Source organism: Corynebacterium qintianiae, from assembly GCF_011038645.2.
Lineage (GTDB): Bacteria > Actinomycetota > Actinomycetes > Mycobacteriales > Mycobacteriaceae > Corynebacterium > Corynebacterium qintianiae.
This window is the reverse complement of sequence record NZ_CP064955.1, coordinates 107,348-131,987: the sequence shown is the minus strand read 5'-3', so window position 1 is coordinate 131,987 and position 24,640 is coordinate 107,348. Positions and strand designations below refer to the sequence as shown.

The 24,640-nt window shown below is 60.9% G+C and carries 20 protein-coding genes, 1 tRNA gene and 1 other RNA gene; 12 read left to right on the top strand and 10 right to left on the bottom strand.

Annotated features, from left to right (window positions below):
* Positions 1–52: 52 nt before the first annotated feature.
* Both G7Y29_RS00675 and G7Y29_RS00670 read right to left on the bottom strand, forming a co-directional pair.
* A complete protein-coding gene (locus G7Y29_RS00675) occupies positions 53–1,096 on the bottom strand; it encodes an aspartate-semialdehyde dehydrogenase (RefSeq protein ID WP_165002918.1) in 1,044 nt (347 codons plus the stop codon).
* 23 nt (positions 1,097–1,119) lie between these two features.
* Positions 1,120–2,385 carry an aspartate kinase gene (locus G7Y29_RS00670; protein ID WP_165002920.1) on the bottom strand — a complete coding sequence of 422 codons (1,266 nt, stop codon included), beginning with the start codon at positions 2,383–2,385 and terminating at the stop codon, positions 1,120–1,122.
* An 85-nt stretch (positions 2,386–2,470) separates the two neighbouring features.
* On the opposite strand from G7Y29_RS00670, the gene G7Y29_RS00665 reads away from it, so the two are divergent.
* The 5 genes from G7Y29_RS00665 (at position 2,471) to G7Y29_RS00645 (ending at position 8,578) form a co-directional block, all read left to right on the top strand.
* A complete protein-coding gene (locus G7Y29_RS00665; RefSeq protein WP_165002922.1) occupies positions 2,471–3,328 on the top strand; it encodes a DMT family transporter in 858 nt (285 codons plus the stop codon).
* Positions 3,329–3,742: 414 nt separating this feature from the next.
* Positions 3,743–5,581 carry a 2-isopropylmalate synthase gene (leuA, locus tag G7Y29_RS00660; RefSeq protein WP_165002923.1) on the top strand — a complete coding sequence of 613 codons (1,839 nt, stop codon included), beginning with the start codon at positions 3,743–3,745 and terminating at the stop codon, positions 5,579–5,581.
* A 3-nt stretch (positions 5,582–5,584) separates the two neighbouring features.
* Positions 5,585–6,571 carry a DNA polymerase III subunit epsilon gene (locus tag G7Y29_RS00655; protein ID WP_235933521.1) on the top strand — a complete coding sequence of 329 codons (987 nt, stop codon included), beginning with the start codon at positions 5,585–5,587 and terminating at the stop codon, positions 6,569–6,571.
* 26 nt (positions 6,572–6,597) lie between these two features.
* Entirely contained in the window at positions 6,598–7,869 is a 1,272-nt protein-coding gene (locus tag G7Y29_RS00650) for a Mur ligase family protein (protein WP_165002925.1), read from the top strand.
* Positions 7,862–8,578 (top strand): type 1 glutamine amidotransferase, encoded by a 717-nt coding sequence (locus G7Y29_RS00645; RefSeq protein ID WP_165002927.1) that lies wholly within the window; start codon positions 7,862–7,864, stop codon positions 8,576–8,578. The genes G7Y29_RS00650 and G7Y29_RS00645 overlap by 8 nt, the downstream gene beginning before the upstream one ends.
* An 8-nt stretch (positions 8,579–8,586) precedes the next feature.
* Here G7Y29_RS00645 and recR read toward each other — a convergent pair whose 3' ends face one another.
* From recR to G7Y29_RS00630, 3 genes are all read right to left on the bottom strand, one after another.
* Complete coding sequence (gene recR, locus G7Y29_RS00640) at positions 8,587–9,213, bottom strand: recombination mediator RecR (RefSeq protein WP_165002929.1); 627 nt, start codon at positions 9,211–9,213, stop codon at positions 8,587–8,589.
* An 89-nt stretch (positions 9,214–9,302) separates the two neighbouring features.
* Entirely contained in the window at positions 9,303–9,665 is a 363-nt protein-coding gene (locus G7Y29_RS00635; protein WP_165002931.1) for a YbaB/EbfC family nucleoid-associated protein, read from the bottom strand.
* A gap of 67 nt (positions 9,666–9,732) precedes the next feature.
* Positions 9,733–11,757 (bottom strand): DNA polymerase III subunit gamma and tau, encoded by a 2,025-nt coding sequence (locus tag G7Y29_RS00630; protein WP_165002933.1) that lies wholly within the window; start codon positions 11,755–11,757, stop codon positions 9,733–9,735.
* A 163-nt stretch (positions 11,758–11,920) separates the two neighbouring features.
* Between G7Y29_RS00630 and G7Y29_RS00625 the strand changes: the two genes are divergently transcribed.
* Positions 11,921–12,148 carry a hypothetical protein gene (locus tag G7Y29_RS00625; RefSeq protein WP_165002934.1) on the top strand — a complete coding sequence of 76 codons (228 nt, stop codon included), beginning with the start codon at positions 11,921–11,923 and terminating at the stop codon, positions 12,146–12,148.
* A 19-nt stretch (positions 12,149–12,167) separates the two neighbouring features.
* Here the strand turns inward: G7Y29_RS00625 and G7Y29_RS00620 are convergent, their stop codons facing one another.
* The 3 genes from G7Y29_RS00620 to ffs form a co-directional block, all read right to left on the bottom strand.
* Positions 12,168–12,698 (bottom strand): suppressor of fused domain protein, encoded by a 531-nt coding sequence (locus G7Y29_RS00620; protein WP_165002936.1) that lies wholly within the window; start codon positions 12,696–12,698, stop codon positions 12,168–12,170.
* Positions 12,695–13,966, bottom strand: coding sequence for an aspartate aminotransferase type Ic (locus G7Y29_RS00615; RefSeq protein WP_165002938.1), 1,272 nt, complete (start codon positions 13,964–13,966; stop codon positions 12,695–12,697). The genes G7Y29_RS00620 and G7Y29_RS00615 overlap by 4 nt, the downstream gene beginning before the upstream one ends.
* Positions 13,967–14,185: 219 nt before the next feature.
* An RNA gene (gene ffs / locus G7Y29_RS00610) (signal recognition particle sRNA small type) lies at positions 14,186–14,282 on the bottom strand.
* A 125-nt stretch (positions 14,283–14,407) separates the two neighbouring features.
* On the opposite strand from ffs, the gene G7Y29_RS00605 reads away from it, so the two are divergent.
* A tRNA-Ser gene (locus tag G7Y29_RS00605) sits at positions 14,408–14,493 on the top strand.
* A gap of 153 nt (positions 14,494–14,646) precedes the next feature.
* Here the strand turns inward: G7Y29_RS00605 and G7Y29_RS00600 are convergent.
* Complete coding sequence (locus tag G7Y29_RS00600) at positions 14,647–18,018, bottom strand: type ISP restriction/modification enzyme (RefSeq protein WP_165002940.1); 3,372 nt, start codon at positions 18,016–18,018, stop codon at positions 14,647–14,649.
* Positions 18,019–18,280: 262 nt separating this feature from the next.
* Here G7Y29_RS00600 and G7Y29_RS00595 point away from each other — a divergent pair, with 262 nt between their 5' ends.
* The 5 genes from G7Y29_RS00595 to G7Y29_RS00575 all read left to right on the top strand — a co-directional run bounded on the left by G7Y29_RS00595 (position 18,281) and on the right by G7Y29_RS00575 (position 23,728).
* Positions 18,281–19,375, top strand: a complete 1,095-nt coding sequence (locus G7Y29_RS00595; RefSeq protein WP_165002942.1) for a tyrosine-type recombinase/integrase — start codon at positions 18,281–18,283, stop codon at positions 19,373–19,375.
* 89 nt (positions 19,376–19,464) lie between these two features.
* The gene (locus G7Y29_RS10985; protein WP_165002944.1) at positions 19,465–19,677 is read left to right on the top strand and encodes a helix-turn-helix domain-containing protein; all 213 of its coding nucleotides are present in this window, start codon (positions 19,465–19,467) and stop codon (positions 19,675–19,677) included.
* Between the two features lie 493 nt (positions 19,678–20,170).
* Entirely contained in the window at positions 20,171–20,722 is a 552-nt protein-coding gene (locus tag G7Y29_RS00585) for a hypothetical protein (RefSeq protein ID WP_165002946.1), read from the top strand.
* Positions 20,713–21,561, top strand: coding sequence for an FtsK/SpoIIIE domain-containing protein (locus G7Y29_RS00580; RefSeq protein WP_165002948.1), 849 nt, complete (start codon positions 20,713–20,715; stop codon positions 21,559–21,561). The genes G7Y29_RS00585 and G7Y29_RS00580 overlap by 10 nt, the downstream gene beginning before the upstream one ends.
* A 1,276-nt stretch (positions 21,562–22,837) precedes the next feature.
* Positions 22,838–23,728, top strand: a complete 891-nt coding sequence (locus G7Y29_RS00575; RefSeq protein WP_165002950.1) for an esterase/lipase family protein — start codon at positions 22,838–22,840, stop codon at positions 23,726–23,728.
* 4 nt (positions 23,729–23,732) lie between these two features.
* Here G7Y29_RS00575 and gluQRS read toward each other — a convergent pair whose 3' ends face one another.
* Positions 23,733–24,629 (bottom strand): tRNA glutamyl-Q(34) synthetase GluQRS, encoded by an 897-nt coding sequence (gene gluQRS, locus G7Y29_RS00570; protein ID WP_165002952.1) that lies wholly within the window; start codon positions 24,627–24,629, stop codon positions 23,733–23,735.
* Positions 24,630–24,640 lie beyond the last annotated feature (11 nt).

The following is a 24,640-nucleotide window of genomic DNA, read 5'->3' as shown; positions in this document are numbered from 1 at the left end:
TCGCATCGACGCAGAAAGCAACCCGATCCAGCTCTTCTTTACCAGAACGCAACTAATCCGTAGCCTGAACGAGCAGTTCCGCGATCTGGATCGTGTTCAGCGCCGCGCCCTTGCGCAGGTTGTCGCCGGACACCACGAACACCAGGCCGCGATTGCCGTCCACCGCCTGGTCCTGGCGGATGCGGCCGACGAGCGATTCGTCGATGCCGGCCGCCTGGAGGGGCGTCGGGACGTCGACAAGCTTCACGCCCCTCGCCTGCGAGAGAACCTGCCGGGCCTCGTCCGGGGTGATGGGGTTGGCAAACTCGGCGTGGACGGCCATGGTGTGGCCGGTGAACACGGGCACCCGAACGCAGGTTCCGGACACCTTGAGGTCGGGTATACCGAGGATCTTGCGCGACTCGTTGCGTAGCTTCTGCTCCTCGTCCGTCTCCTCGGTGCCGTCGTCGACGAGGTTGCCTGCCAGCGGCAGCACGTTGAAGGCGATGGGGGCGACGTACGGGCCGAGATCCTCCGGCGCCATGACGGAGCCGTCGTGGGTGAGCTCAGCGGCGCGGTCACCGATCTCCTCGACCTGGCGCGCGAGCGTAGCGACGCCCGCGAGGCCGGAGCCCGACACAGCCTGGTACGAGGCCACCCGGAGGGTGGTCAGCCCCGCGGCGTCGTGCAGCGCCTTGGCCACCGGCATGGCCGCCATGGTGGTGCAGTTGGGGTTAGCGATAATCCCCTTCTTCAGATCGGCCACGGCGTCCGGGTTGACCTCGGAGACCACTAAGGGCACCTCGTCGTCCCCCCGCCACGCCGACGAGTTGTCCACGACCGCCGCGCCAGCTTCCGCGAAAACCGGTGCCCACTGCTTGGAGGTGGAACCGCCGGCGGAGAACAGGGCGATGTCGACGTCGGCCACGGTCTCCGGCGTGACCCGGGTCAGGTCCTCGACCTCGATCTCGGCGCCGTTGAACTCGAGCATCGTGCCCGCGGAACGCGGGGACGCGAAGAAGCGCACGTTGTCGGCCGGGAAGTTGCGGCTGACGAGGATCTCGCGCATGACGCGGCCGACCTGGCCGGTCGCCCCTACTACTGCGATGGTGGTCATGAAAAGCCCTTCTTGCTTGAGTCTTAGCGGCCGGTGCCGGCGTACACCACGGCCGGCTCGTCGCCGCCGAGGTCGAACTTGGAGTGGATGGCTCGAGCGGCTTCAGCAAGATCCTCCTGGCGGACGACGGCGGTGATGCGGATCTCGGAGGTGGTGATCATCTCGATGTTGATGCCCGCGTCGCGCAGCGCTTCGGTGAAGTCGGCGGTGACACCCGGGTGCGACTTCATGCCGGCACCCACGAGGGAGACCTTCCCAATGCTGTCGTTGTACGCCAGGTCGTCCCATCCCTCTTCGCGCTGGATGGCGCTCAAGAGCTCCACGCCGCGCTCACCGTCGGACACGGGGAGGGTGAAGGTGATATCGGTTTTGTTGTCCTCGGCCGAGGAGATGTTCTGCAGCACCATGTCGATGTTGATTTCGGCGTCGGCCAAGGCCCGGAAGACTTTGGCGGCCTCACCAGGGGTGTCCGGAATCCCGAGGATCGTGATCTTGGCCTCTGAGTCGTCGGTGGCCACGCCGGACAGGACTGCTTCTTCCACGGGAATATCCTCCAATGCTCCGGCGACCAGGGTGCCGGTGTCGTTGCTGTAAGACGAGCGTACCCGCAGGGGCACGTTGAACGCGCGGGCGTATTCAACGCTGCGCAGGACGAGGATCTTCGAGCCGCTCGCGGCGAGCTCGAGCATCTCCTCGAAGCAGAGCTGGTCCAGCTTGCGGGCGTCGGGCACGATGCGCGGGTCGGCGGTGTAGACACCGTCGACGTCGGAGTAGATCTCGCACTCGTCGGCACCCATCGCCGCCGCTAGGGCGACGGCGGTGGTGTCGGAACCGCCGCGGCCCAGGGTGGTGATGTCGCGGGTGTCGCGGTTGACGCCCTGGAAGCCAGCGACGATGGCGACCTTGCCCTTCTCCACTGCGTCCTGCACGCGACCGGGCGTGACCTCGACGATGCGGGCGTTGCCGTGGCGCTCGGTGGTGATCACACCTGCCTGCGAGCCGGTGAACGACTGCACGTCCACGCCGTGGGCCGCGACCGCCATGGCGACAAGGGAGTTGGAGATGCGCTCGCCGGCGGTGAGCAGCATGTCCATCTCGCGCAGCGGCGGAGTCGGGTTGACCTGGGCCGCCAAGTCGAGCAGTTCGTCGGTGGTGTCACCCATTGCGGAGCAGACGACCACGACGTCGTTGCCCGCGTTGCGGGTGGCCACGACGCGCTCGGCGACGGCGCGAATGCGCTCGGCACTTTCGAGGGAGGACCCCCCGTACTTCTGCACAATCAGAGCCATGCCTTCTTCAGTCACCTTCCGGTTCGCGGTTTTTTAAAATGCGCATACCGATAATACCCATCGTGCCATTTGCCCTCTACTGTGGATGCCCGTGCACAACAACGCCCTCGCCATCTCGTTCGCGCTTCTGTCCGCGGTGACGATTGCGGTGGGCACGGTGTGGCGCCACCACATCTTGCGGGCGGGGCTCAGCCACACCGAGGCCAACAGCACTCCATTGAGCGCGATGCGCCGCCCGCAGTGGTGGCTGTCGATACTGCTCGCTTTCGTTGCTTACGCCCTTCAGGCGCTCGCGCTGGCCTTCGGGTCACTGCTGGTGGTGCAGCCGATCCTGGTCCTGTCGCTGATGTTTACGCTGGTTCTCGCCGCGCGCGTCGAACACCGACGGATGGAACCTGCCGAGACGCTCTGGGCCTTCGTGCTCACCGCGTGCGTTGGTGTCGTGGTCATCCTCGGCCGCCCGCTGCCGGGTGCGCGCTCCGCGCCCGACTGGGAGTGGGCGGCGGTCATCGGCGTCGGGGCGGTTGCGTGCGCGATCATTTTCGCCCTTGCTTATCGACGCTCCCCCGCCGCCCAGGCCCTCCTCTATGGCATCGTCTGCGGCGCCGTCTTCGGCTACCTCGCGGTGTTTTCCAAGGTGGCGGTCGACGCGTTCGTCGCTGGCGGCCTGCCCGCGATGCTTTCCACGTGGCAGTTCTGGGCGATGGTTGTTTCCTCCCTGTTTGGCACTGTGGTGCAGCAGTACGCCTTCGGCGCAGGGGTGCTTTCGCGTTCCCTGCCCGCCATGAAGATCGTGGAGCCGCTCATCGCACTCTTCCTCGGCCTGTCTATCCTGGGCGAATACTTGCAGGTTGAGTCGGTCTTCGGGTGGCTGGTCATGGGGGCGTCGATAGGCGGCATGCTCGTGGCGACCGGCATGTTGGCGCGCAAACCGGTGGCGTAAGGATGGACACGGTGTGACGGTTTTCTCACGTCGTCTTTAAAGGCGTGTGTGGCTTTGTGATTTAGACCTTCCTTGCGCGTTGAGGTCTAGCAGCTATACCTCAACGAAACCAGCCCCACACCAGCCACACTTCACTCTGCTAGCGGCCCCATAGAGCACCGTCCAGTTAACCCCTCCCGACATCCGACCACCAGCACCTTTAGATCAGATAATCTGAGCGCCCCGCCATAGAGGTGACCTGACTGCACGAAAGGTGTAAGATGTGGCCCATGTCATCGGCGAAGGCTCTTCTCCTTCTATGCCGCGGCGGGAATCAGGCCACCACGATCTAGCACGGCCGGCACCCCGCCGCGGAGATTGTCGTTGCCGGCCGTGGAACACACCACACCGATAACACGAGGATTTCTTAAAGCCATGAGCCCCCTGCACCCCGAATTTTCCGCCCCGAACGACATCCGCACCCCCTCCGGCCCCCGCAGTGAGGGCCAGCCCGCCTGGAACAAGCAGCGCGGCTCGCACATGCCGGTCAAACGCTACCTCCCCTTTGCGGACGAAGTAGAGGACATCCTCCTGCCGGACCGCACCTGGCCGGATAAGAAGATCACTGTTGCACCCCAGTGGTGCGCGGTGGACCTGCGTGACGGCAACCAAGCCCTGATTGACCCGATGAGCCCCGAGCGCAAGCGCCGCATGTTCAACCTGCTGGTGCAGATGGGGTACAAGGAGATCGAGGTCGGGTTCCCCTCCGCATCCCAGACCGACTTCGATTTCGTGCGCGAGATCATTGAGAAGAACATGATCCCCGAGGACGTGACCATCCAGGTCCTCGTCCAGGCGCGCGAGCACCTGATCCGCCGCACTTTCGAGGCATGCGCGGGTGCGAAGAACGTCATCGTGCACTTCTACAACTCCACCTCCAAGCTGCAGCGCGAGGTGGTGTTCCGCAAGGATCGCGCGGCGATCAAGAAGCTCGCCACCGACGCCGCCGAGCTGATCAAGACCATCGCCACCGACTACCCCGACACCCACTGGCGCTGGGAGTACTCGCCGGAGTCCTACACCGGCACCGAGCTGGACTTCGCGCTTGAGGTGTGCGACGCGGTGGTCGACATCATGGGCGCGACCCCGGACAACCCGATGATCATCAACCTGCCGTCCACGGTGGAGATGATCACCCCGAACGTCTACGCCGACTCCATCGAGTGGATGCACCGAAACCTGGCCAAGCGCGACTCCATCATCTTGTCGCTGCACCCCCACAACGACCGCGGCGAGGGCGTGGCTGCCGCCGAGCTGGGCTACCTCGCCGGCGCGGACCGCATCGAGGGCTGCCTGTTCGGCAACGGCGAGCGCACCGGCAACGTCGACTTGGTCACCCTCGGCCTGAACATGCTCACCCAGGGCGTCGACCCGCAGATCGATTTCTCCGACATCAACCGCATCCGCGAGGTCGTGGAATACTGCAACCAGCTGCGCGTTCCGGAGCGCCACCCCTACGGAGGCGAGCTCGTCTTCACCGCGTTCTCCGGCTCGCACCAGGACGCCGTAAACAAGGGCCTCGACGCCCTGGCGCAAAAGGTTCGCCCCGGCGCGTCGTCCACCGATGTGAGCTGGGAGGAGCTGCGCGACACGGTGTGGGAGGTCCCCTACCTGCCGATCGACCCGAAGGACGTCGGCCGCACCTACGAGGCCGTGATCCGCGTGAACTCGCAGTCCGGCAAGGGTGGCGTGGCGTACATCATGAAGACGGACCACGGCATCAACATGCCCAAGGCCATGCAGCCGGAGTTCTCCGCCATCGTCCAGAACATCACTGACACGGAGGGCGGCGAGGTCAACTCCAAGAACATGTGGGACATCTTCGCCGCGACCTACCTGGATCTCGACTCCCCGCTGGAGCTGGTGAGCTACGAGGTCACCGGTGCGGTCAACGAGGACGAGGACTCCTCCATCACCGCCGAGGTGCGCTACAACGGTGAAACCCGCCAGCTCAGCGGCACCGGCAACGGCCCTGTCGCCGCCTTCGCCGCCGCGCTCGAGGCCGTGGGCATCGACTTCGAGGTGCAGGATTACACGCAGCGTTCCCGTTCCGCCGGCGACGACGCCGACGCGGCCTGTTACATCCAGGCCGACGTCAACGGCGCCACGGCCTGGGGTGTGGGCGTCGCGGGCTCGACGACGCGCGCTTCGCTCAAGGCGATCGTTTCCTCGGTCAACCGCGGGCTGACCGGTGCGAAGATGGGTGGGGTCTAGATCTTGCCCGATGAATTTCCCTACGTGGCGGTGACCGTCCAGACCACGGGCATCCACCCCTCGACGGGTCGGATGCTCACCCTCGACGCCGTCACGTTCAACGAGGCGGGTGAGATCGGCGAGGACTTCCACTCCGTGTTCAGTACTGGTTCGGACGCCGGCCCGCGCCACAACCACGGGCTCGAGCCAAGCGATTTTGCGCAGGCCCCTCGCTTTTCCCGGCACCTGAAGACGCTGGACCGCCTCGTGGACAAGCGCACGATCGTGCTTCACGACGCCCCCCTTGCGTGGGGGTTCATCGTCGCCGAGGCCCGGCGCGCGATGAACGCCGCGGCGCGGGCGAACCGCTCGCGGGCGAAGCGCAACGGTCGGCGCCGCCAGCGCGTGGGCCACATCCCGCGACCGGAGACGATCGTGGACACCCTCGCCAGCGCCCGGTTGCAGGGTGTGATCCCTCTCGACATCCGCCCCGGTGCTGTCGCGCGCCTGATCGGTCTGGAGGCAGCGGACCCGGTTGCATCCGTCGAGCGTGCCAGCCGCCCCGAGGAGGAGACCTCCCGGGCGGAGACTCTGTTGGTGAAAGAGCTGTACTTCGCGCTGTGCGGCAACGGCGCGATGGCCACGATGGCCACCGAGGACCTTGTGCCGGATCGGTTCGGTCTGCAGCGCACTGCCGTACGGGTGGATGCGGAGAACAACACCCTCGAGGTGGAGAACCCGGGCCCCTACACAGTGGGCGGCGGGTTGAAGGAGGGGATGGAAATCGTCGTCTCGGACGACATCGCCGCCGACCCGGACGTAATCATCGCCGGCGCCGTGGACAACGGCCTGAACTACGCCGAGAAGCTCACGCGCCAAACGTCGCTCGTGGTTTCGGATGCCAAGGCCCGTGGAGTGGAGCTGCGCGGCAAGGCGATGCACGCCGACCGGAAGGGAATCCCGGTACTGTCGGCGGAGGAGTTCCACTCCGCTGTGGCACGACTGGGTTAAAGCGCGTTAGGCGTAGGGTGGAGCGCATGAAAAAAGGTCCTCTCTCCCGGTTGCGCTCGCGGGCGGCGGTGACCGCGGCGATGCTAGCCACCTCCGCATCCCGCGCAACCGGCCGCGGCGCTGGCGGAATGATCGGCGGTCTTGTGGCCAACGCCATTGACCCCTCGATCATGCAGTCGCTTGGCGGCGGCCGTCCCACCGTGCTGGTCACGGGAACCAACGGAAAGTCCACGACGACCCGGATGCTCGCCGGAGCGATGTCGGCGAAGCACACGGTTGCCACCAATGACGGCGGTGACAACATGGACGCGGGAATCATCTCCGCGCTGATGGCTGGCCGGAAGGCCTCCCACGTCGTCCTGGAGGTCGACGAGCTGCACGTGCCGTCGGTGGCACAGCGCTTGTCCCCGCAGGCCCTCGTTCTGCTCAACCTGTCGCGCGACCAGCTGGACCGCGTCGGGGAGATCAACAAGATCGAGCGCGCCCTGCGCTCGGCGGTGGAGGCACACCCGGAGATGAAGGTGATTGCCAACTGCGACGACGTGCTGATGACGTCGGTCGCTTTCGACCACCCCAACGTCGTCTGGGTCGCGGCGGGAGCTGGCTGGCTGGGTGACTCCGTGACCAACCCGCGTTCCGGCGGCCACGTCGTGCAGACCGAGGGCGACTGGTACGGCGTGGAGAAGCTCGCCGACGGCCGCGAGTTCCGCCGCCCCACCCCTTCTTACTGGCTCGAAGGCACTACGCTGCATTCCCCGCATGGGAGCGCCGAGCTGAACCTGAAGTTGCCGGGCCGCGCCAACCTCGGTAACGCCGCCCAGGCCATTGCGGCCGCTGTCGAGGCGTTCGATGTGCCCTTCGATCAGGCGGTCCGCGCCACCGAGGGTGTGGACAACGTCGCGGGCCGCTACTCCACCGTCCGCCTGGGAGAGCGCGAGGTGCACCTGCTTCTGGCCAAGAACCCGGCCGGCTGGCAGGAGGCGCTGAGCATGGTCGACCGCAGCGCGGACGGCCTGGTGATTGCCACCAACGGCCAGGTCGCGGACGGCGAGGACTTGTCGTGGCTGTGGGACGTGAAATTCGAGGACTTCGAGGGCCTCAAGGTCGTCGCAGCCGGCGAGCGCGGAACTGACTTGGCGGTGCGCCTGCTCTACGCGGACATCGAGCACTCCCTGATCCACGATCCGGTTGACGCGATTCGCGCCTGCCCGCCAGGACGCGTCGAAGTGTTGGCGAACTACACCGCCTTCCGCGACCTGAAGAAGGATTTGACCAAGCAGGAGGACTACCGTGGCTAAGCAACTTCGCATCGGACTCATCCTGCCGGACGTGTTGGGCACCTACGGGGACGACGGCAACGCCCTCGTGCTGCGCCAGCGCGCGCGTATGCGCGGGATGAACGCCGAGGTCGAGCGCGTGCTTCTCGACGACCCCGTGCCCGACGACTGCGACGTCTACACCATCGGCGGCGGGGAGGACTCCGCACAGGTCATCGCAGCCGCGCGCCTCGCCGCCTCGCCCGGATTGCAGTCCGCAGCCGCCGACGGCCGCCCCATCTTCGCCGTCTGCGCGGGCATGCAGGTGCTCGGCCGCACGTTCAACGCCCACGGCACCGTCGTCGACGGGCTCGGGCTTATCGACGTCACCACCACCGCCATGGAGAAGCGAGCCATCGGCGAGGTGTCCTCCGCACCGACCCGCGCGGGCATCACCGCCGGGTTGACAGAGACCCTGACCGGATTCGAGAACCATATGGGCGGAACGGTCCTCGGCCCCGAGGCGTCGGCGCTGGGCACCGTGAAGCGGGGCGTCGGAAATGTGGACGCGTCCGTGGAGGGCGTGGTGCAGGGCAGCGTTATCGCCACCTATATGCACGGCCCCGCACTGGCGCGCAACCCGCAGCTCGCGGACCTGTTCCTGGCACACGCCCTCGACGTGGCCCTGACAGACCTGGAGCCGCTCGAGCTCGCCGAGATCGACCGGTTGCGACTGGAGCGGCTGCGCTAGCGCCGCTCTTACAGTGTGAGCCGACCCGTTAGCGCGCGCGACAGCGTCAGTTCGTCGACGAACTCCAGGTCGCCGCCGAGTGGCATGCCCGAGGCCAGCCGGGACACCACCAGGTCCGGGAAGTCCTTGAGCAGGCGCGCCAGGTAGGACGCCGTCGCCTCGCCTTCGGTGTCTGGGTCAGTGGCGATGATGACCTCGTAGATGTTGGGTGCCTCTGCGCCATCGATATCGGGCAATACCGCACCGATCCGCTGCAGCAGGGGCGCGATGGACAGGTCCTTGGGGCCCACGTTGGCCAACGGATCCAGTGCACCGCCGAGGACGTGGTAGCGGCCGCGGAACTCGCCGGTGCGCTCGATGACCTGGATGTCCTTGGCGTCCTCCACGACGCAGACGAGGCCCGCATCGCGGCCGGAGTCGGCGCAGATGCGGCAGACCTCCTCCCGGGAGACGTTGGAGCAGATGCGACAGAATGTCACCCCGTCGCGCACGGCATTTAACGCGCTGACCAGCCTGTCCACGTCATCCGGGTCCTGTTTCAACAGGTAAAAGGCAATCCTCTGGGCGCTTTTCGGCCCGACGCCGGGCAGGCGGGACAGTTCGTCGATAAGGTCCTGCAGCGGTCCTTCAAACATCGGCGCACCTTCCTCGAACTCCAAACGAAGGCCGGAAAAAGCGCCCGGCAGCGTGCCGAGCGCCCGAATCCGGTGAAACAGTTAACAGCTTAGATAATGCCGCCGAAGGGAATCTCGCCGGGGGCCTGCTGTGACGCACCCGCGCCCGGGTTCGCCAGCGGGCCGATCTTTTCTTGGGCGAGCTGGCCGGCCTTGTTGTGGGCGTCGCGGTAGGCGGCGAGGATGAGGTCCTGCAGCGTTTCGACGTCCTCCGGGTCCACGGCCTCCGGCTTGATGATCAGGTCGCGGATCTCAGCACCACCGGTCATGGTGACGGAGACGAGACCGCCGCCGGAGGTTCCCTCCACGGTGGTGTTGAGCAGCTCTTCCTGAGCCTTCTGCAGCTGCGCCTGGACTTCGGCGGCCTGGCGGATGAGTTCCTGCATGTCGTTCGGCATGTTCGGCTGGGTCATGGTGGGTTACACCCTTTCTGAAAGTTGGTTCGCTTCACGGTGATTTTTGACCGCCAGTGTACTTGCGCTAGAGCGGCCGCGCCCCAAGCTCGGAGGCGAGCAGCTCCATAGCCACCGCCGTCGCGTCTCGACGGTCCTTGGTCCCTTGCTCCCGCGCCTGGTCTGCCATATCGCGCTCCTCGTCCTCGCGCGTGTACGGCGCTTGCGCAGATGACTGAGCCTGCGGGGGCTGCTGCGGTTGCGGCGGGGCCTGTTCGGGATCGGGCTCCGGGTCGTCGGGCTCGTCCGGTTCCGGCGGCAGCGGGATCTCCTCGCGTTCCTTACGGGCGCGCGTAGCGGCGCGTTTGCTAGCCGCCGCTGCAGCTTGGCGCCAGTCCTCCTTGGCGGCGGTTCGGGCCGGCGCAGGATCTTCCGGCTCCGGCTCGCGCTCCGTGGACAGCACATTGGGGTTCCACACCCTTGCGGGCGCCGGAGCCGACAAGCCCGCCGCGGTAGGATCCGTGCCCACGACACAGCGCACCTTCACTGTGCGCCCAAGGTGCTCTGAGAACACCGCGGCGATATCGGCGTTGTTCTTCTCCGCGTTGATGCGCTCCGCGAGTGCTCCCGTATTGTGGCCGACGACGAGCGTGGTGCCATCCATCCCCAGTGGCGTGGCCTCAGTAAGCATAATCTCAGCGACCTTGTTGCGCTCACCGACGGCTTGACGCATCCGCGTCCAATCCGCACGCACCTTCTCGAACACGTCCTCCGCGTCCGACTGTGCTGGCTGCTGCGCTGACTGTTGCTGCTCGGGCTGCTTGGCAGGCTCAGGGGCACGCTGCGGCCCGGGCGTCGAGGAAGAGCGGGGCGCCCTCCTCTCCCCTGCTGCAGCAGCCGCCGCGGCTGCGGCGCTGGCTCCGGAAGCACCCTTTGTGACTGGTGCCGGCGATTCCGGCGCGAGCCGCGCAGGCTGCGACGGAAGGTCGGGCCCCGGAATCTGCGAGGGCGCGGATACCTCGGGCGTGGTGATGAGGTGCGCCATCATCACCTCGAGCAACAGGCGCGGGCTTGTGGCCCCGCGCAGCGACACCATCCGCTCGTTGACCTCGGAGGCGAGGGTAGCCAGCTCGTTTCCGGAGAAGCGCTCCGCCTGCCCGCGCAGCACCGCCTCCCGCTCCGTCGGCGCGTTGACTAGGCCCTGGCCAAAGGCGTCGGGCACGGTGCGGATGATCATCAGGTCGCGCAGGCGATCGAGCAAGTCGGAAGCGAAGCGGCGCGGCTCGTGGCCGGCCTCAATGACGTCGTCGATTGTCGCGAACATTGCGCTCGCGTCGCGGGTGGCCAGGGCGTCGACTGTGGCGTCGATAAGCGAAAGCTCAGTCACCCCGAGCAGCGGGATAGCCAGGTCGTACGTCAGCCCGTCCGGGCCGGAACCGGCGAGGAGCTGATCCAGGATGGAGAGCGTGTCGCGGGGCGAACCGCCGCCGGCCTGGATGACCAGCGGGTACACCGCGTCCTCGACGCGCACGCCCTCCTCGCGCACCACGTTCTCCAGCAGCTCCCGCATGGCCTGCGGAGTGAGCAGGCGGAACGGGTAGTTGTGGGTGCGCGAGCGGATCGTGCCCAGCATCTTCTCCGGCTCGGTGGTGGCGAAAACGAAGATGAGGTGCTCCGGCGGCTCCTCGACCACCTTCAGCAGTGCGTTGTTGCCCTGCGTCGATATCATGTGGGCCTCGTCGATGATGAAGACGCGGTAGCGGAACTCTGCCGGGGCGAACAGCGCCCGCTCGCGCAGCTCACGCATATCGTCGACGCTGCCGTTCGACGCGGCGTCGAGCTCCATCACGTCCAGGTTGCCCGGCCCGCCCGGCGCGAGCGAGATACACGACGCGCACTTCCCGCACGGCGTCGACGTCGGGCCTTCGACGCAGTTGAGCGAGCGCGCCAAGATACGTGCCGACGACGTCTTGCCGCAGCCCCTCGGCCCGGAAAACAGGTACGCATGGTTGATGCGGCCGTTGTCCAGCGCGGTGGACAGCGGCCTGGTGACCTGCTCTTGGCCGATCACTTCGCCGAACGACGCGGGGCGGTATTTCCGGTACAAAGCCACGGCAGTCAGCTTAGCCGACGGGGTGGACAAGACCCGGGGCGCGGTAAGTGGGTGTGAACCTGCGCACAAGTCCGTCCGGCGCGCTATCTAAGCCCTAATGTAAGAAATACCGCATACGTCGGTTGCCCCACTGCAACACACACCTTTCTCAAGGAGATCCATCATGATCCTGAAGTCACTGCACAACATGGGACTGCGTTCCGAGCACGCTTACACCGCGGGCTTCGGCTCCATCGCTCTCTCTTTCACCTCCTGGGCCCTGTCCCAGTTCAAGCGATCCAACTCGAAGGCCCAGTCCGACCGCTGGGGCATCTTCGTCGGCCAGTGGGCTCCGACGTTCATGACCGTCGGTATCGCGCTTGCCCAGTACGAACAGACATTGAAGAAGTAGCCCCAACTAGAAGCTCCGGCTAATCGGCGTCGCGGCCCCAGTCACTGACTCGGGCACCGCGGCGCCGCAGCCTCGTCGCCAGCGCCGGATATCCGCGCTCGGAGACGATCTCGAACTCGTCGCCGGTGAGCATGACGAGCTCGAGCAGCAACGTCATCCGGCCCGGTTCGTTGAAAATCGGCGTGCCGCGCTCGAACAGCTCCGGCTCGCGCAGCAGGCCGTGGCGCACGTTCTTACCGGGAGCAAGGTCCTCCAGCAGCACGCCCGGCTGGGCGGGCACGCCGAGACGCTCGATCATGCGGGTCGCCGCCACAACTGCTTCCCCCACCGCGTGCGGATCCGCATCCGCGCGGCAGACGATCTCGCAGCGCACCTCCGTGCGCTGGTCACCCTGCATGACTAGGCCCGTGTCCACCCCGGAGAACCCCGCCGTCACCGCGACGGGCAGGCCGTTCAGGGAGGTCAAGGCGACGGGGCGGGCGTCGACAAGCGAGAGGCTCAAGCCGGGGAAGATACCCGCGAGCCAGGCCGCGACCTCGTCGCCCGTCATGCCCCCAGCTTCTCGAAGGCCGCGAGCAGCACGCAGGTTGCCACACCGTCCATCGCCTCCCGGACCTCGTCGAGAGGCGGCAGCGACGGGGCGAGGCGAATGTTGCGCCCGCGCGGGTCCTTACCGTGCGGGAAGGAGGCACCCGCCTTGGTCAGGGTGATGCCCGCCTGCTTGGCCAGCTCCCAAACGCGGTCCGCCGTGCCGTCGATGACGTCCATGGAGATGAAGTAACCGCCCTTCGGCTCCGTCCACGTGGCGACGTTGTACTCGCCGAGGCGCTCATTGAGGATCTCCAGGACCGCCTCGAACTTCGGCGCCAGCGACGCCGCGTGCTTGCGCATGGTCGCGCGCACACCCTCGGCGTCGCCGAAAAACCGCGCGTGCGCCAGCTGGTTCACCTTGTTCGGGCCGATCCCCCGCACGCCCGCAATCTGCGAGTACCAGTTCAGGTTCTCCTTCGACGAGGCGAAGAAGGACACACCCGAACCGGCGAAAGTGATCTTCGAGGTCGAGCTCATGTACCAGAAGCGATTGGGGTGGCCCTTCTCGGCCGCGATAGAGATCACATCGGGGTTGTCCGGGAACTCGTTGGTCAGCGTGTGCACCGCGTAGGCGTTGTCCCACACGATGCGGAAGTCCGGTGCCGCGGTCTCCATCGTGGCGAGGCGCTCGATGGCCTCACTGGAGTAGCTGATTCCGGTGGGGTTGCCGAAGATGGGTACCGCCCACATTCCTTTGACCTGGGGATCCTGCACTAACTTTTCGATCGCGTCCACGTCCGGGCCATCTTCGAGCATGGGCACTTGGACCATCTCGAATCCGAACTGCTCGGTGATGGTGAAGTGGCGGTCGTACCCCGGCACCGGGCACACCCACTTGACCTTCTCCTCGTCCTTCCACGGGCGCTCGGAATCGTTGTTGCCGAAGGCGTAGGAGTAAGAGATGAGGTCGAACATGATGTTGAGCGAGGACGAATCGCCAGCGATGACGTTCGCGTGGTCCACACCGAGCACTTCAGCCCACAGCTCGCGGATGTCGCCGATACCGGCGAGGTTTCCGTAGTTGCGCACGTCTGCACCGGTCTGGTCCCTGTAGTTGCCCTCGCCCGGCAGAGCGAGCAGCACGTTACTAAAGTCGAGCTGCTCGGAGGAGGGCTTGCCGCGGGTCAGGTCGAGGCTGAGATCCTTCGCCTTCAGCGCGTCGTAGCGGGCGCGGACGTCGGCTGCGAGCTGGTCTAGCTCGTTCTTCTCGAGGTCAAGCAGAGACATGGAGGCATCACTTTCGTCGGTGCGGATTTCTCACACCATGCTACCTGGGGGCTGCGCGGGTTTCGGGCCAGCGGGTGGTGTCTTCCAAATGCCTAATTCCAGGCGTCTAATTTAGACAGGAACAGCGCGCCTATGTCTGGCTCTTGCGACTTACCTCGCTCCGAACGTCTAAAGTAGACATCTGGTTTTAGACATTTGCGACGGGCGGGCCACAGGCACAAAAAAGGGACCCCACGCACCTGCCAGAGCTCGCTGACCCTTGCTGCGTTCCCGCCCTGGGGGAGTTCACAAGATAAGCACCGCGTGGGATCCTGCATCACACTCTAGCGGCTTGGCCTGGCAACCTCAAAAGCCCTCCCCGGTCGCGGAGTGACCTGCCGTTTTGGCCAGTAAATCGGAATGGGCTAAAGTTATTCCCCGACGCTCTAGGCGTTGCTTTTTGGAGGATTCGACTAGCGGCCTATGTCACACGCCTGGAACGCGTGCGGGTAGCAATACCCTCGTGGGTTCAAATCCCACATCCTCCGCATAGGTAAAACCCCTGGGCTTCAGAGTCCAGGGGTTTTACTCGTTTATGCTGTTTAACCAGCAGAACAACAGAATCTCAACGCTTCGGGATGACTCCCAAAAAATCTGAAATTATCCCCCTTTTTGTCCCTGCAGTGAACTTTCCTTCCGCCTTAGACCTCGAGCACCCCCTGGCCGTCGGGAGCATCTCGAGGTTCCATGGTTTCGTATTCCTCTGGAGTACCGATTTGCGATGGGTCTATTATTTCTCCTCCAATTACGGAACTTAGGAGACTTGCCCCCTCTTCCTTGGTGTCCACCACGAACTCAACCTGCCATAACAGTTCGAGTAGAGCCGTATCATGGGTCCACTCATCGGCAGAGATTCGGTCAAGAGGCGATGTGGATTTACCAGCCGGGTTCTCCATACGGTAGCCAAGCCATGAGGGAATGACCTTCATCCCGGAGATGGAAAACTCAAGTACGTCTTGCCGTACGTCTGTGAAAATGCCAGCCCCAACCTTAAGCACTTGCTTTTCAGCGTCGTACGACCAATCGGAGGGGTAGTCACCCTCGTTCGGTGATACCGATAGTCTGGCTGAACCCCGATAACGCTGACTTTCGATTTGTCCGAACTCATTCACTTCTCCAAATCGCTCACCCCAGGTGGCCTCAAAAATCAGGCTGCGGCCCAACGCGGCGACCGCCGTGAACAGCTCATAATCAGCGGTGAAAATTACGCAGGCGTTCGACTCGACGAGTTCCTCAGAAAAGCGTTCTGTATACGCAGAGGTGCCCAGTTGCCCAACGACGTAACCCGCAACTTCGTCAGGTGAGACTTCGACGCCATAAGCGGAGCTAAGAGCGCTCAAGAGCTTTGATGAGATGTTCGGTTCCATAGAGCGTGGGCGCTTGTACAAAGGCATGACATCTTTGGCTCCGTAGGACCCCCTGAAGAAATGGAGGTCAACCGGATAGGGTGATACCGCTATCGCGGGGCCAGAGCCGAGAGCTGTCGTCGTTAGTGATACTAGGAAGAGTTGCCCCGGGTTCTCCGCGAGCCGCCAGCTTGGACCCGGGCGGTCGATAACACGATGGTCAGCGACACAGAAGCTCCTGTCGAAGGCGCGGTATCCATATCGTGCTATATGCAGCCCTTCCAACACCTGTTCTTCAGAAATAGGAGTTGAGGCAGTAGAACCCGGTATCAGGTCAGACTTCACCGGCATGTCAAATTTGCGGCCGGTCGGCGAATCCGCAAATAGCTCACCCCCCGTTTCACGGTCACCCGCATCTTGAAGTTGGCGCAGCCTTTCCCTTAAAGCCGTTTCGTCTGGGCTCACAACCCAGGTTCTCCCCGTCTTAGAGCCAGAAAATGACCACGGAAACACGGAGGTCAGCGGGACTCCATCACCGAGCGCCGCAACGGTCGAAGGAACGAATTTCGCACTCCAGTCCTCAGCCGTAATTTCCACCCATTTCTCCTTTTTTTCGGGTGGTTCGATGGTCTGCATCGCGGCTAATTTCTCTGCCCTCGTGCCATAAATTCGCCTATACAATACTCTGGACTTCTGAGTCATTCGGTTGCTATGGCGTTTTTTCGTGATTTGGCCAGTCTGCCGATTGACCGTGTTTTCGTGTTGAATCCCTACAAATACAGCTACCGGCGTTTCAATCTTGAAAACGTTTTCTTCGGGGCGTGCCCCTTTGTTGTCACCCCCCAAATCAATAATCCAGATTTCATCAAAAACGCGACGCATCAGTTCTCGCACGCCAGCGAAACCGGGTCCCCTCAAATAAGACGAAGCGGTGATAAAAGAAACAATCCCCGGCTCCTCGGGATTCTGTTGACACGCCTTCCAAAGCGCCCAGCGTAGGAAGTAGACGTAAAGGTTATAAAGGTTTTTCGCTTGCGCACCCGCACCTGTCCTCCTTAGGGGGACGATGAAATCATCCAGGAGCGGTGTCTCCTCTCCAAATGGTTGTAGGACGACATTGGGAATACTTTCAGTCCCGTGGGCCTCTACAGCTTTACCGCGCTTATACGGCGGATTACCAATAATGACACGAACAGAGGTCTGTTTGTCCTTGATAATCCCAGCCTTACGAGCCTCTGCAGATAGGTCACTTTCAACCTGCCATAGGGCGAATTGTGCTGAATCTTGGGAGAGGTCCCCCGCCGCTAATAGGGTGTTTGTGAGATATACACGAACACCTTCATCTTTTAGGACTAATCCAGTGGATTCGAGTAGCTGTGTCAATCTGAGATGTGCCACGGAATATGGGCCAACTAGTAGCTCGAAAGCGCTCAAACGCCTTGCCAGGGACCGGGCTGCGTCCAGTTTGGCATCGGCACGATGGAGCACGTGATTTGCAATCGCTAAACCATACGTGGCAGTACCCGCAGCGGGGTCCAAGATGTTTACGTCAGTGGACCCGAGCCCTCGCTGCCTACCGAGCCGAGTTCTGAGTGCATGGTCTACTAGCTTGACCTGAGCCTGGACAATGTCTACCGGGGTGTAATAAACCCCCGACGCTTTCCGCATTTTTGGGTCATACTCTGCAAGAAAGTCTTCGTAAAAGTACAGCCACGCGTCGACTACATCGTTAAACCGTTTGGACTCAACTGCCCCGATGGTTGCTTCCAAAAGAGCGATAGGGTCCTCCACCAGTTGTCGGTACTGGTTTTGAGCCATGAGCTCGAGTACGGAACCTAGTAACCGATGCCCGTTGCTCCTCAGCGAATCGGGTAATGCAGACACCGAGAATTCATCTGGAGCAAGCGCTGTCTCCACTCGTGCTAGCAAGAGCGCGTAGGTAAACGTTTGGGCAAACGAGTCCGCAAATTGTGCTTTGCTCGCCCCCGGCATCAAATCTACTTTCCACCGCGAATAAAGTTGGTCCAACGCATCGTGATTGTCATCTTCGATAACTTCCCTCACGTTGTCCCGTAAATAGGCAGTTAGCGGCGCTAACGTTTCAGCCAAGGCCTTCGGACTTGAAGGGGTCTTGGGCTCCCATCGAAAAAAGACGGTGAGCAGTGTTCTGAGGTCGGCGATAACAGAGTCGGGTACCTCATCGGAAGAGTCTGGAATTAAATAACAGTGGTAGACGGGTTTCTTTTGCCCACGACGTACCAGCGTCCACTCCCATCCGTTTGTGTAAACTAGGTTGGAGTGGTTCTTGACTTTCTGCCACTGTTTCCGGTCATGCTTCGACCACCCCAACGGTTGGTAGGGGTTCGCGCCCTTGTTGGTGGATTTCAGTTCTATATGCCCGATTGTGGGCCCAGTAGATTTCTTCACTGCAATGTCAAGCCGAACGGCACTCACTTCGTCGGTGCTTAGCTGACGGTGCTCCGTCACCAAATGGACCTTCCGCCCTAATTGCTCGGCAACGGCAGCCAGAAATCGTCGCACAGGCAGCTTTAGCTGGTCCTCCGGGCTGACACGCTTGTCCAACTTGATTTGTGATTCAACGAGCTGAAGTTCCTTGATGAGAATTCGTACTAAATCTTCGAACGGTTCCAAAGCGAGTTTTGGCATCGATATCTTCTTTCTAGCGCGTTAAAGGATTACGGGGCGGTTCTCGTCTTTGATTCAATCACACGCAATCCCTAGCATGCGCCCCAAATTGGGTTCGCAATTTTCCTAAATCTTCCCTTGGCCTGCGGTTTTCTGTAACGTATCAATTGATTCAAACCCTTAATCAGGAGGCGTTATGGTTTTCGGGACTGTCGAGATTCGAAAGAAAGACGACAAAGGGAAAGCAATACGGTGGCGGTCCAAATACCGGCATGGTGGAGTCATGCACTACAGCCCAACCTTCCGGTCAAAAGGACACGCTCATGCGTGGTTGGAAAAAGAGGAACGGCTAATCGCCGTCGGGGGATGGACTTCACCTAAATCTCGTCGAGCGAAGGAGCAGTTAGAAAAGCAGCGGAAATCAGTATTACTGCTCGACTTTGCGCTTCAAAAAATTGAAAACCGCGCAAAGGCTGGAGAAATTGCTCAAACTACTCAGGCAAACTACCTGACCCTTTACGAAAACAATTTCGCACCTTTTTTGACCGGCGTGACTCTCGAACAATGGACGGTGGAGCGCTGTCACGACTGGTGGGAAGAGTTAACGTCGTCGAAAGACACACTCACTACGCATAAACGCAGCGCCGAGCTTCTCAACTCAATTTCGGAAGATGCTGTCAATGAGGGAATCCTAAAAGAAAATCCCGTAGCGAAACTAGCAGGCCGCAAGAAGAAAGTTCCCCATAAAGAAAAGGTCATTCCCACACCTAGTGAATTTCGGGCTCTAATCGCCGCTGCTTCACCTAGATACCAGGCCGCGTACTGGCTCGCGGGCACAACAGGGTTAAGACGGAACGAGATTCTCGAGCTTCGATTGAAGGACCTAGAGACTGTGGGGGGAGCCCACTATCTCCGCATATCTCGTCAGGTTGTGTGGAACAAGAAAGGGAACGGCAAATCCGAAAAGCTAATTACCCCTCCGAAGAATAATAGACTGCGGCGCGTGGCGCTCGACCACCAAACTTTCGAGGTTTTGGAACGCCATATCGAGAAGTATTGCGAGGGAAATTCCCCTGAGCAGCTCATTTTCACCACTTCTGCCCGCAAGCAGGTTCATCAGAGTAGCTGGGGCACACGCTTCCGCGATGCGCGCGCTCGGGCAAACATTTCGGAGGACATTACTTTCCACTCTTTGCGGCATCTAGCCGGAACAACATATGCACAATCCGGGGCGACTATTAAAGAAATTATGGACCGCCTGGGCCATTCAACCCCTCAGACCGCGATGATTTATCAACACACCGCCCAAGGTCGAGAAGAATCACTCGCAAACCTCGTTGCTGAGAGCCTTGGTCCATTTCCCGAACAAGAGAATTAATTATTCATTCTGTTTGCATATTATGCATAAGTGTGATATATTATCTCCGCGCCGTTTGGTAGCACTTAATATACTTATAGGAGATTCTAATGTCAGATAAAAATCGAAAAACTTACAAAGGCAACTATTGGTACATGTCCCCAGAAGAGGTCATGGCGTTTTTGTCGATTTCCAAAGCGACGCTCAACAGGATGGTAGCCGATGGTGTACTACCCTGCTCAGTCCCATACGGGCGGGTTCGCCGTTTTAAGAGCTCGGATGTAGAGCGGTTAATGGAAAAATCCATTTTGCAAATGGTGTGAATAAAAAATTCCGATATTTAATCATTGGGAGGAAAACTCCCCAAAAAAATTTTTACTACTCAAGGAGAACTTTATGTTAAATATACCTCATTATTTATTTCCGGTTGGACAATTGACCAACGCGGTCAGGTTAATCTCACTTCAAGAAAAGCGAAACGAAGATGGGAGCTCGAAAAAGTCAGCGGCATTTCCTGACCTTGTTCCGTACGTAGCCGAAGTAAAAGTTATACGGCAGGAACACGAGGTCGCTCTGCCGGATGGTTCGCTAATACGGGAAGTCGAGTCTGACACTCAACGAGTGACTATCTTTGCGGCTAAAAAGCCAGCCGTTTCACCCGGAGAATACGTAATCTTTCCGGAACTCTATTGCGGAGTTTTCGAAACCGAACGCGGCCCAAAACTCTTTTTCCAATCCGTCGGATGTATTCCCGCGGACTTCAACACCGATAATTTTACCCTCGTAGAAACGGGGTCTAATTAGGTAGGTGAGCGTATGGGAATTAGTTTCTTTCAACGCTATCCGCTATTTGTAGCAACGCTTGCCACGACCTATTCGCTAGTTGCTTTGCTAATTTTAAGTCTTTTGGCATGGGATGAGGCGAGTTCGTGGCTAATGGAGGAGTTCTCGCTGTGGCTCGCGGTCTTAGTAGTCGTTTTTCTCTTGTGCCCGGTGGTTTCCTGGTTCGTAACAAAACGAAACCCACTTTTGAATTCGCTTTTGGTGGTGGTGATACCGAACACTTGGATAGCCCACGCCAGGGCCGGGGGGCTCGTACACGCTCGATTCCACAAGGAAGAAGCAACCCGTACTTTCCGAGTTGTAAAGCAAATCTCGGTCCATCCTAAAATTCAAGATGGCCAACTAGCGATTCCGATTCGAACAAATGATGGCGGTTTGTCGACATCCAATGCGGAGAACTACGGCGCTAGTCTTTGCGACATTCTCGGCATGGCGTCTTTCGAAGTGCGGGTACCCGATGCTAGGAGGAACTTGGGTTACCTGTGGTTCCAGTTTGCCCTGGAGGATGCAACGGAATGGCTATAGAGGAGGAGAAAAAGAATCGCGCCATTGAATTAGGCGTAACACAAACTGGACGGCCGGTGTCGTTTTCGATAGATGAGCCGACTCATATTGCAATCCAGGGTATGACTCGGAGTGGGAAGAGCGCTACCACCTATTACTTCTTAAGTGAACTTGCAGGCCACCGAGGTGTCGAAATTCATTTTCTAGACATCACAACCCTGTTAGCAGCTCCGTTCAATGAAGTTGGTGCCAGTGGTCTTTCTGCTACTGGGACGCGAGATGCAGACCAATACTTGACAGTGTTGGAAACGCTTCTCAAGAGAATGAACTCTCGAATTGATGAGCTTTCAGCACTTAAGCGCGACAAGATTCAAAGCTTCTCCCCTGCGTATCCGTTGCAGGTGGTCGTTATTGAAGAGCTGCCGAGTCTTGTCTGCTGGCTTGAAGATGAGGATAAAGTATCCGGGCGAAAGCCGGCCGAGAGAAACACCCCTCGGTTTATCTCGATGCTGCGCCAACTTCTCGCCCAGGGGTTAAAAGTCGGCGTGATGTGCTTACTCATCGCGCAGCGATTTGACGCCGCCGTTATCAGTGGCCCCGCCCGGAGCAACCTGGGCTTGCGAATTTGCTTGCGGGTCGATGACAGGGATGCGGTGGCAATGCTGTTCTCAGATGCCACCTCTAATCACGTTGATGCAATAGTCTCAGCCCCTCCGGGTTGTGGCTTTCTGTCGTCACCTACACAGCGGTTGGCAAAGGTCCGCCTGAATTACAGGGAATATGCCGATTACCGGTCGAGGGTCGAGGCATGTGTCCATCCAAATATTGACGAGCACGCAACGCGAGCGCAGTCAAGGTGACCAAGGGAAGTATTACCCTTGGTCACCTCTGTGACTTGTGACACCGTTGAAAATTAAATGAATAATAAGGAGAACGATGAATGACAGCAGAGAAAAAGTTTGACAAATCTTCCACGGACCCCCGTTCCCGCGAATGGTTCTTGACGCTACCAGCCTCGGGTGACTACGCGTACAGCACTACCCAAATCGAGTCGGCCCTGGCCGCTTATGACTCATTCATCGGTCAGCGTGAACGCGGGAGTCGGAACTCGTATGAGCACTTCCACATTTTTCTTCAGCATAGAGACGCAATTCGATTTAGCACCCTTAAGCGCAAACTTCCGCATTGCCATATAGAAAAGCGCAAAGGAACAATTGCCCAGGCAATTGCTTACGTGACAAAGAACGAGACCCGAGTGCCGGGAACTCCACGCCTTGAGAAAGGGAAAATCACTGCCGAGGAATCAGGCCGACGCACGGACATCGAACGCCTCCACACCCTCATCACAGAAAGTTCAATTAGTTCGGAAGATTTGCTCCTCACAGAACCGAGCGCAGCACGACTAGTAAATTGGTGTGAAAGGACGATATCGGCGAGGGACAAACGGCGTTTTAAACGCCCCCGGAACGACTTACACGTAACGACATATTTCGGTGAAACTCGAACGGGCAAGACTACCCGCGCAATTAACGCATGCGGTGATGCAGATTATTACCGTGTGTCTACCTACGATTCCGGGGCTTTTGATGGGTATTCCGGAGAGAGTTTTCTGATATTGGATGAGTACAGAGGCCAGATACCCATTTCTACTTTTTTGAATATTTTGGATGTTTGGCCTATGCAATTACCCGCCAGGTACCAAAACCGTTCAGCAGGGTTCACGAGAATATTTATTTGCAGTAACGAGCCACCTTGGACCTGGTATCCAAGTGTTAATCCGAACACTTCACTCGCTTTGGGAACTCGACTTTTTGAAAGGGGGGGCACAGTTTTTCATTTTCGGAAAAATTGCCCTGTCCAAAGTCTTTCCGAAGAGTATGTAATGGAGAAATTTAGAGGGCCCTAACCTCGACGAGAGCTAAAAGACTCTTATTTTATCCCTTTATCTGTCCCTCTACAAAGCAAGAAAAGAGTTAAACGCCATCTAACCTCGGCTTTAGTAGATTTAATTCAAATCCCACATCCTCCGCCACTCAAAGCCCCTGCGCACGCAGGGGTTTTCGCGTTCAGCTACAGCGGGTGGAGACTTTCGTTCCGCATCAGCGCCGTTCCCCTCCGCACGCTAGTATCCCCGGCGTGAACCGACTTTCCTGCGCTGTCGCAACCGCCGCCATGGCCGCCTCTCTCACCGCCGCCCCCGCCCACGCCGCCGGTAGCTCCGCCACCTTGCCCGAAGCACCGTTCAACGACCCCACGTGCGTTCCGGCTCCCGAGCACCCGTATCCCGTGGTGTTCCTGCACGGCACGTCCGCCAACGCGTCAAAATTCGAAGCCAGCGCACAGCAGCTCGTCGACGACGGCTATTGTGCCTACACCCTGAACTACGGTCGAGAGAAGTGGACCATCCAATCCATCTCGCCCTCCGTGTACGGCGCGGCGGACCTTCTCACCAGCGCGGAGGAAGTGGCCACCTTCATCGACCATGTTTTGGACACCACCGGTGCCGAGAAAGTCGACATCGTCGCCCACTCCCAGGGCGCTCTGCAGGCGAAGAATTACATTTCCCGCTTCGGCAACGCAGACAGGGTCAACCGTGTTGTCGCCATGGGTGCGAGCCTCCACGGCACCACCCTCAACGGCCAAGGTGAGTTCCTGCTCAAGTTGGTCACCGCGATGCCCACGCTCGCCGCCTTCTTCGCCAGCACGTCTGCAATCCAGCAGCTCGCCGGCTCTGCGGCGATGGCGGAGCACAACGCCCTCCCGGACACCGCCGCCGGCGTCACGTACATGTCGTTCTATTCCCCCCACGACACGACGGTGACCCCTAACTCCGCGTCATACTTCAACCCCGTGCCCGGCGCGAACGTGGTCAACCTCGACGCTGAGGCCGTCTGCTCCCCCGCAGCACCCATCACCCATCCGGACATGCCGTCGAACCCGACCATGATGGCCCTGACCAAGTGGGGGCTTGAGCGCCCGGCGGAGGAGACCCTTCCCAGCGCGGCAGCGTGCGCGCCAGCGGTCTAGGGATTCACCCTTTAAAGAGCCACGGCTCGCGCGGCAGCTTGTCGGGCTCGAAAACTTCGAGCAGCTCGCTTAGCGACGCCACCCCCACGCACCCCAGAGACTCCGCAATACGGACCACCACGTCCTGCGGCGCGCCCATCTCCCGCAGGGTCACGGCCCCGTCGCGCTTCGCCAGCCGCTGTCCCGCAGCGTTGACCACCAACGGCACGTGCGCGTACTCCGGCTCCGCGTACCCCAGCAGCGACGCCAGGTAAGCCTGGGCGTAGGACGACCCCAGCAGGTCGTCACCGCGCACGACCTGATCCACTCCCTGCTCGCCGTCGTCGACCACCACGGCGAGGTTGTAGGCCCAGTCGCCCGCCTGCGCCTGGCTGATGTTGCCCCCGCGGCGCAGCACCACGTCGTCGACGGGGCCGGTCACGGTTCCGTGGTAGAAATCCCGCACCGTCCATTCCTCCGCGGCAGCGCGGAGGCGCAGTGAGGGGAGGCGGCCTTCGGCGCGGAGCTGGGAGCGTCGATAAGCGCGCTGGCTTTCGGGCAGATCCCTGCAGGTGCCGGGGTACATTCCGGGCTTTGCGTGGGGCGCGCCGGACGCCTCGCGGATGTCGCGGCGGGTGCAGTAGCACTCGTAGACCGGAAGCCGCGACAAAGCGGCGTCGTAGAGGTCAGAGCGCTCGGACTGGTACACCACCGGCGGGTCAAAATCGATGCCCACCGACAGCAGGTCCTCGATCTGCCGCTGCGCCGCCGCACGCGAGGAGCGCTCCGAGTCGATGTCTTCCACACGCAGGTAGAACTCCCGGCCCGACCGACGGGCAAACAACCAGGCAAGCACGGCGGTGCGCAGATTCCCGAAGTGGAGATCCCCGCTCGGGGAGGGTGCGTACCTGCCGGCGCTCATTGCCCTAGGAT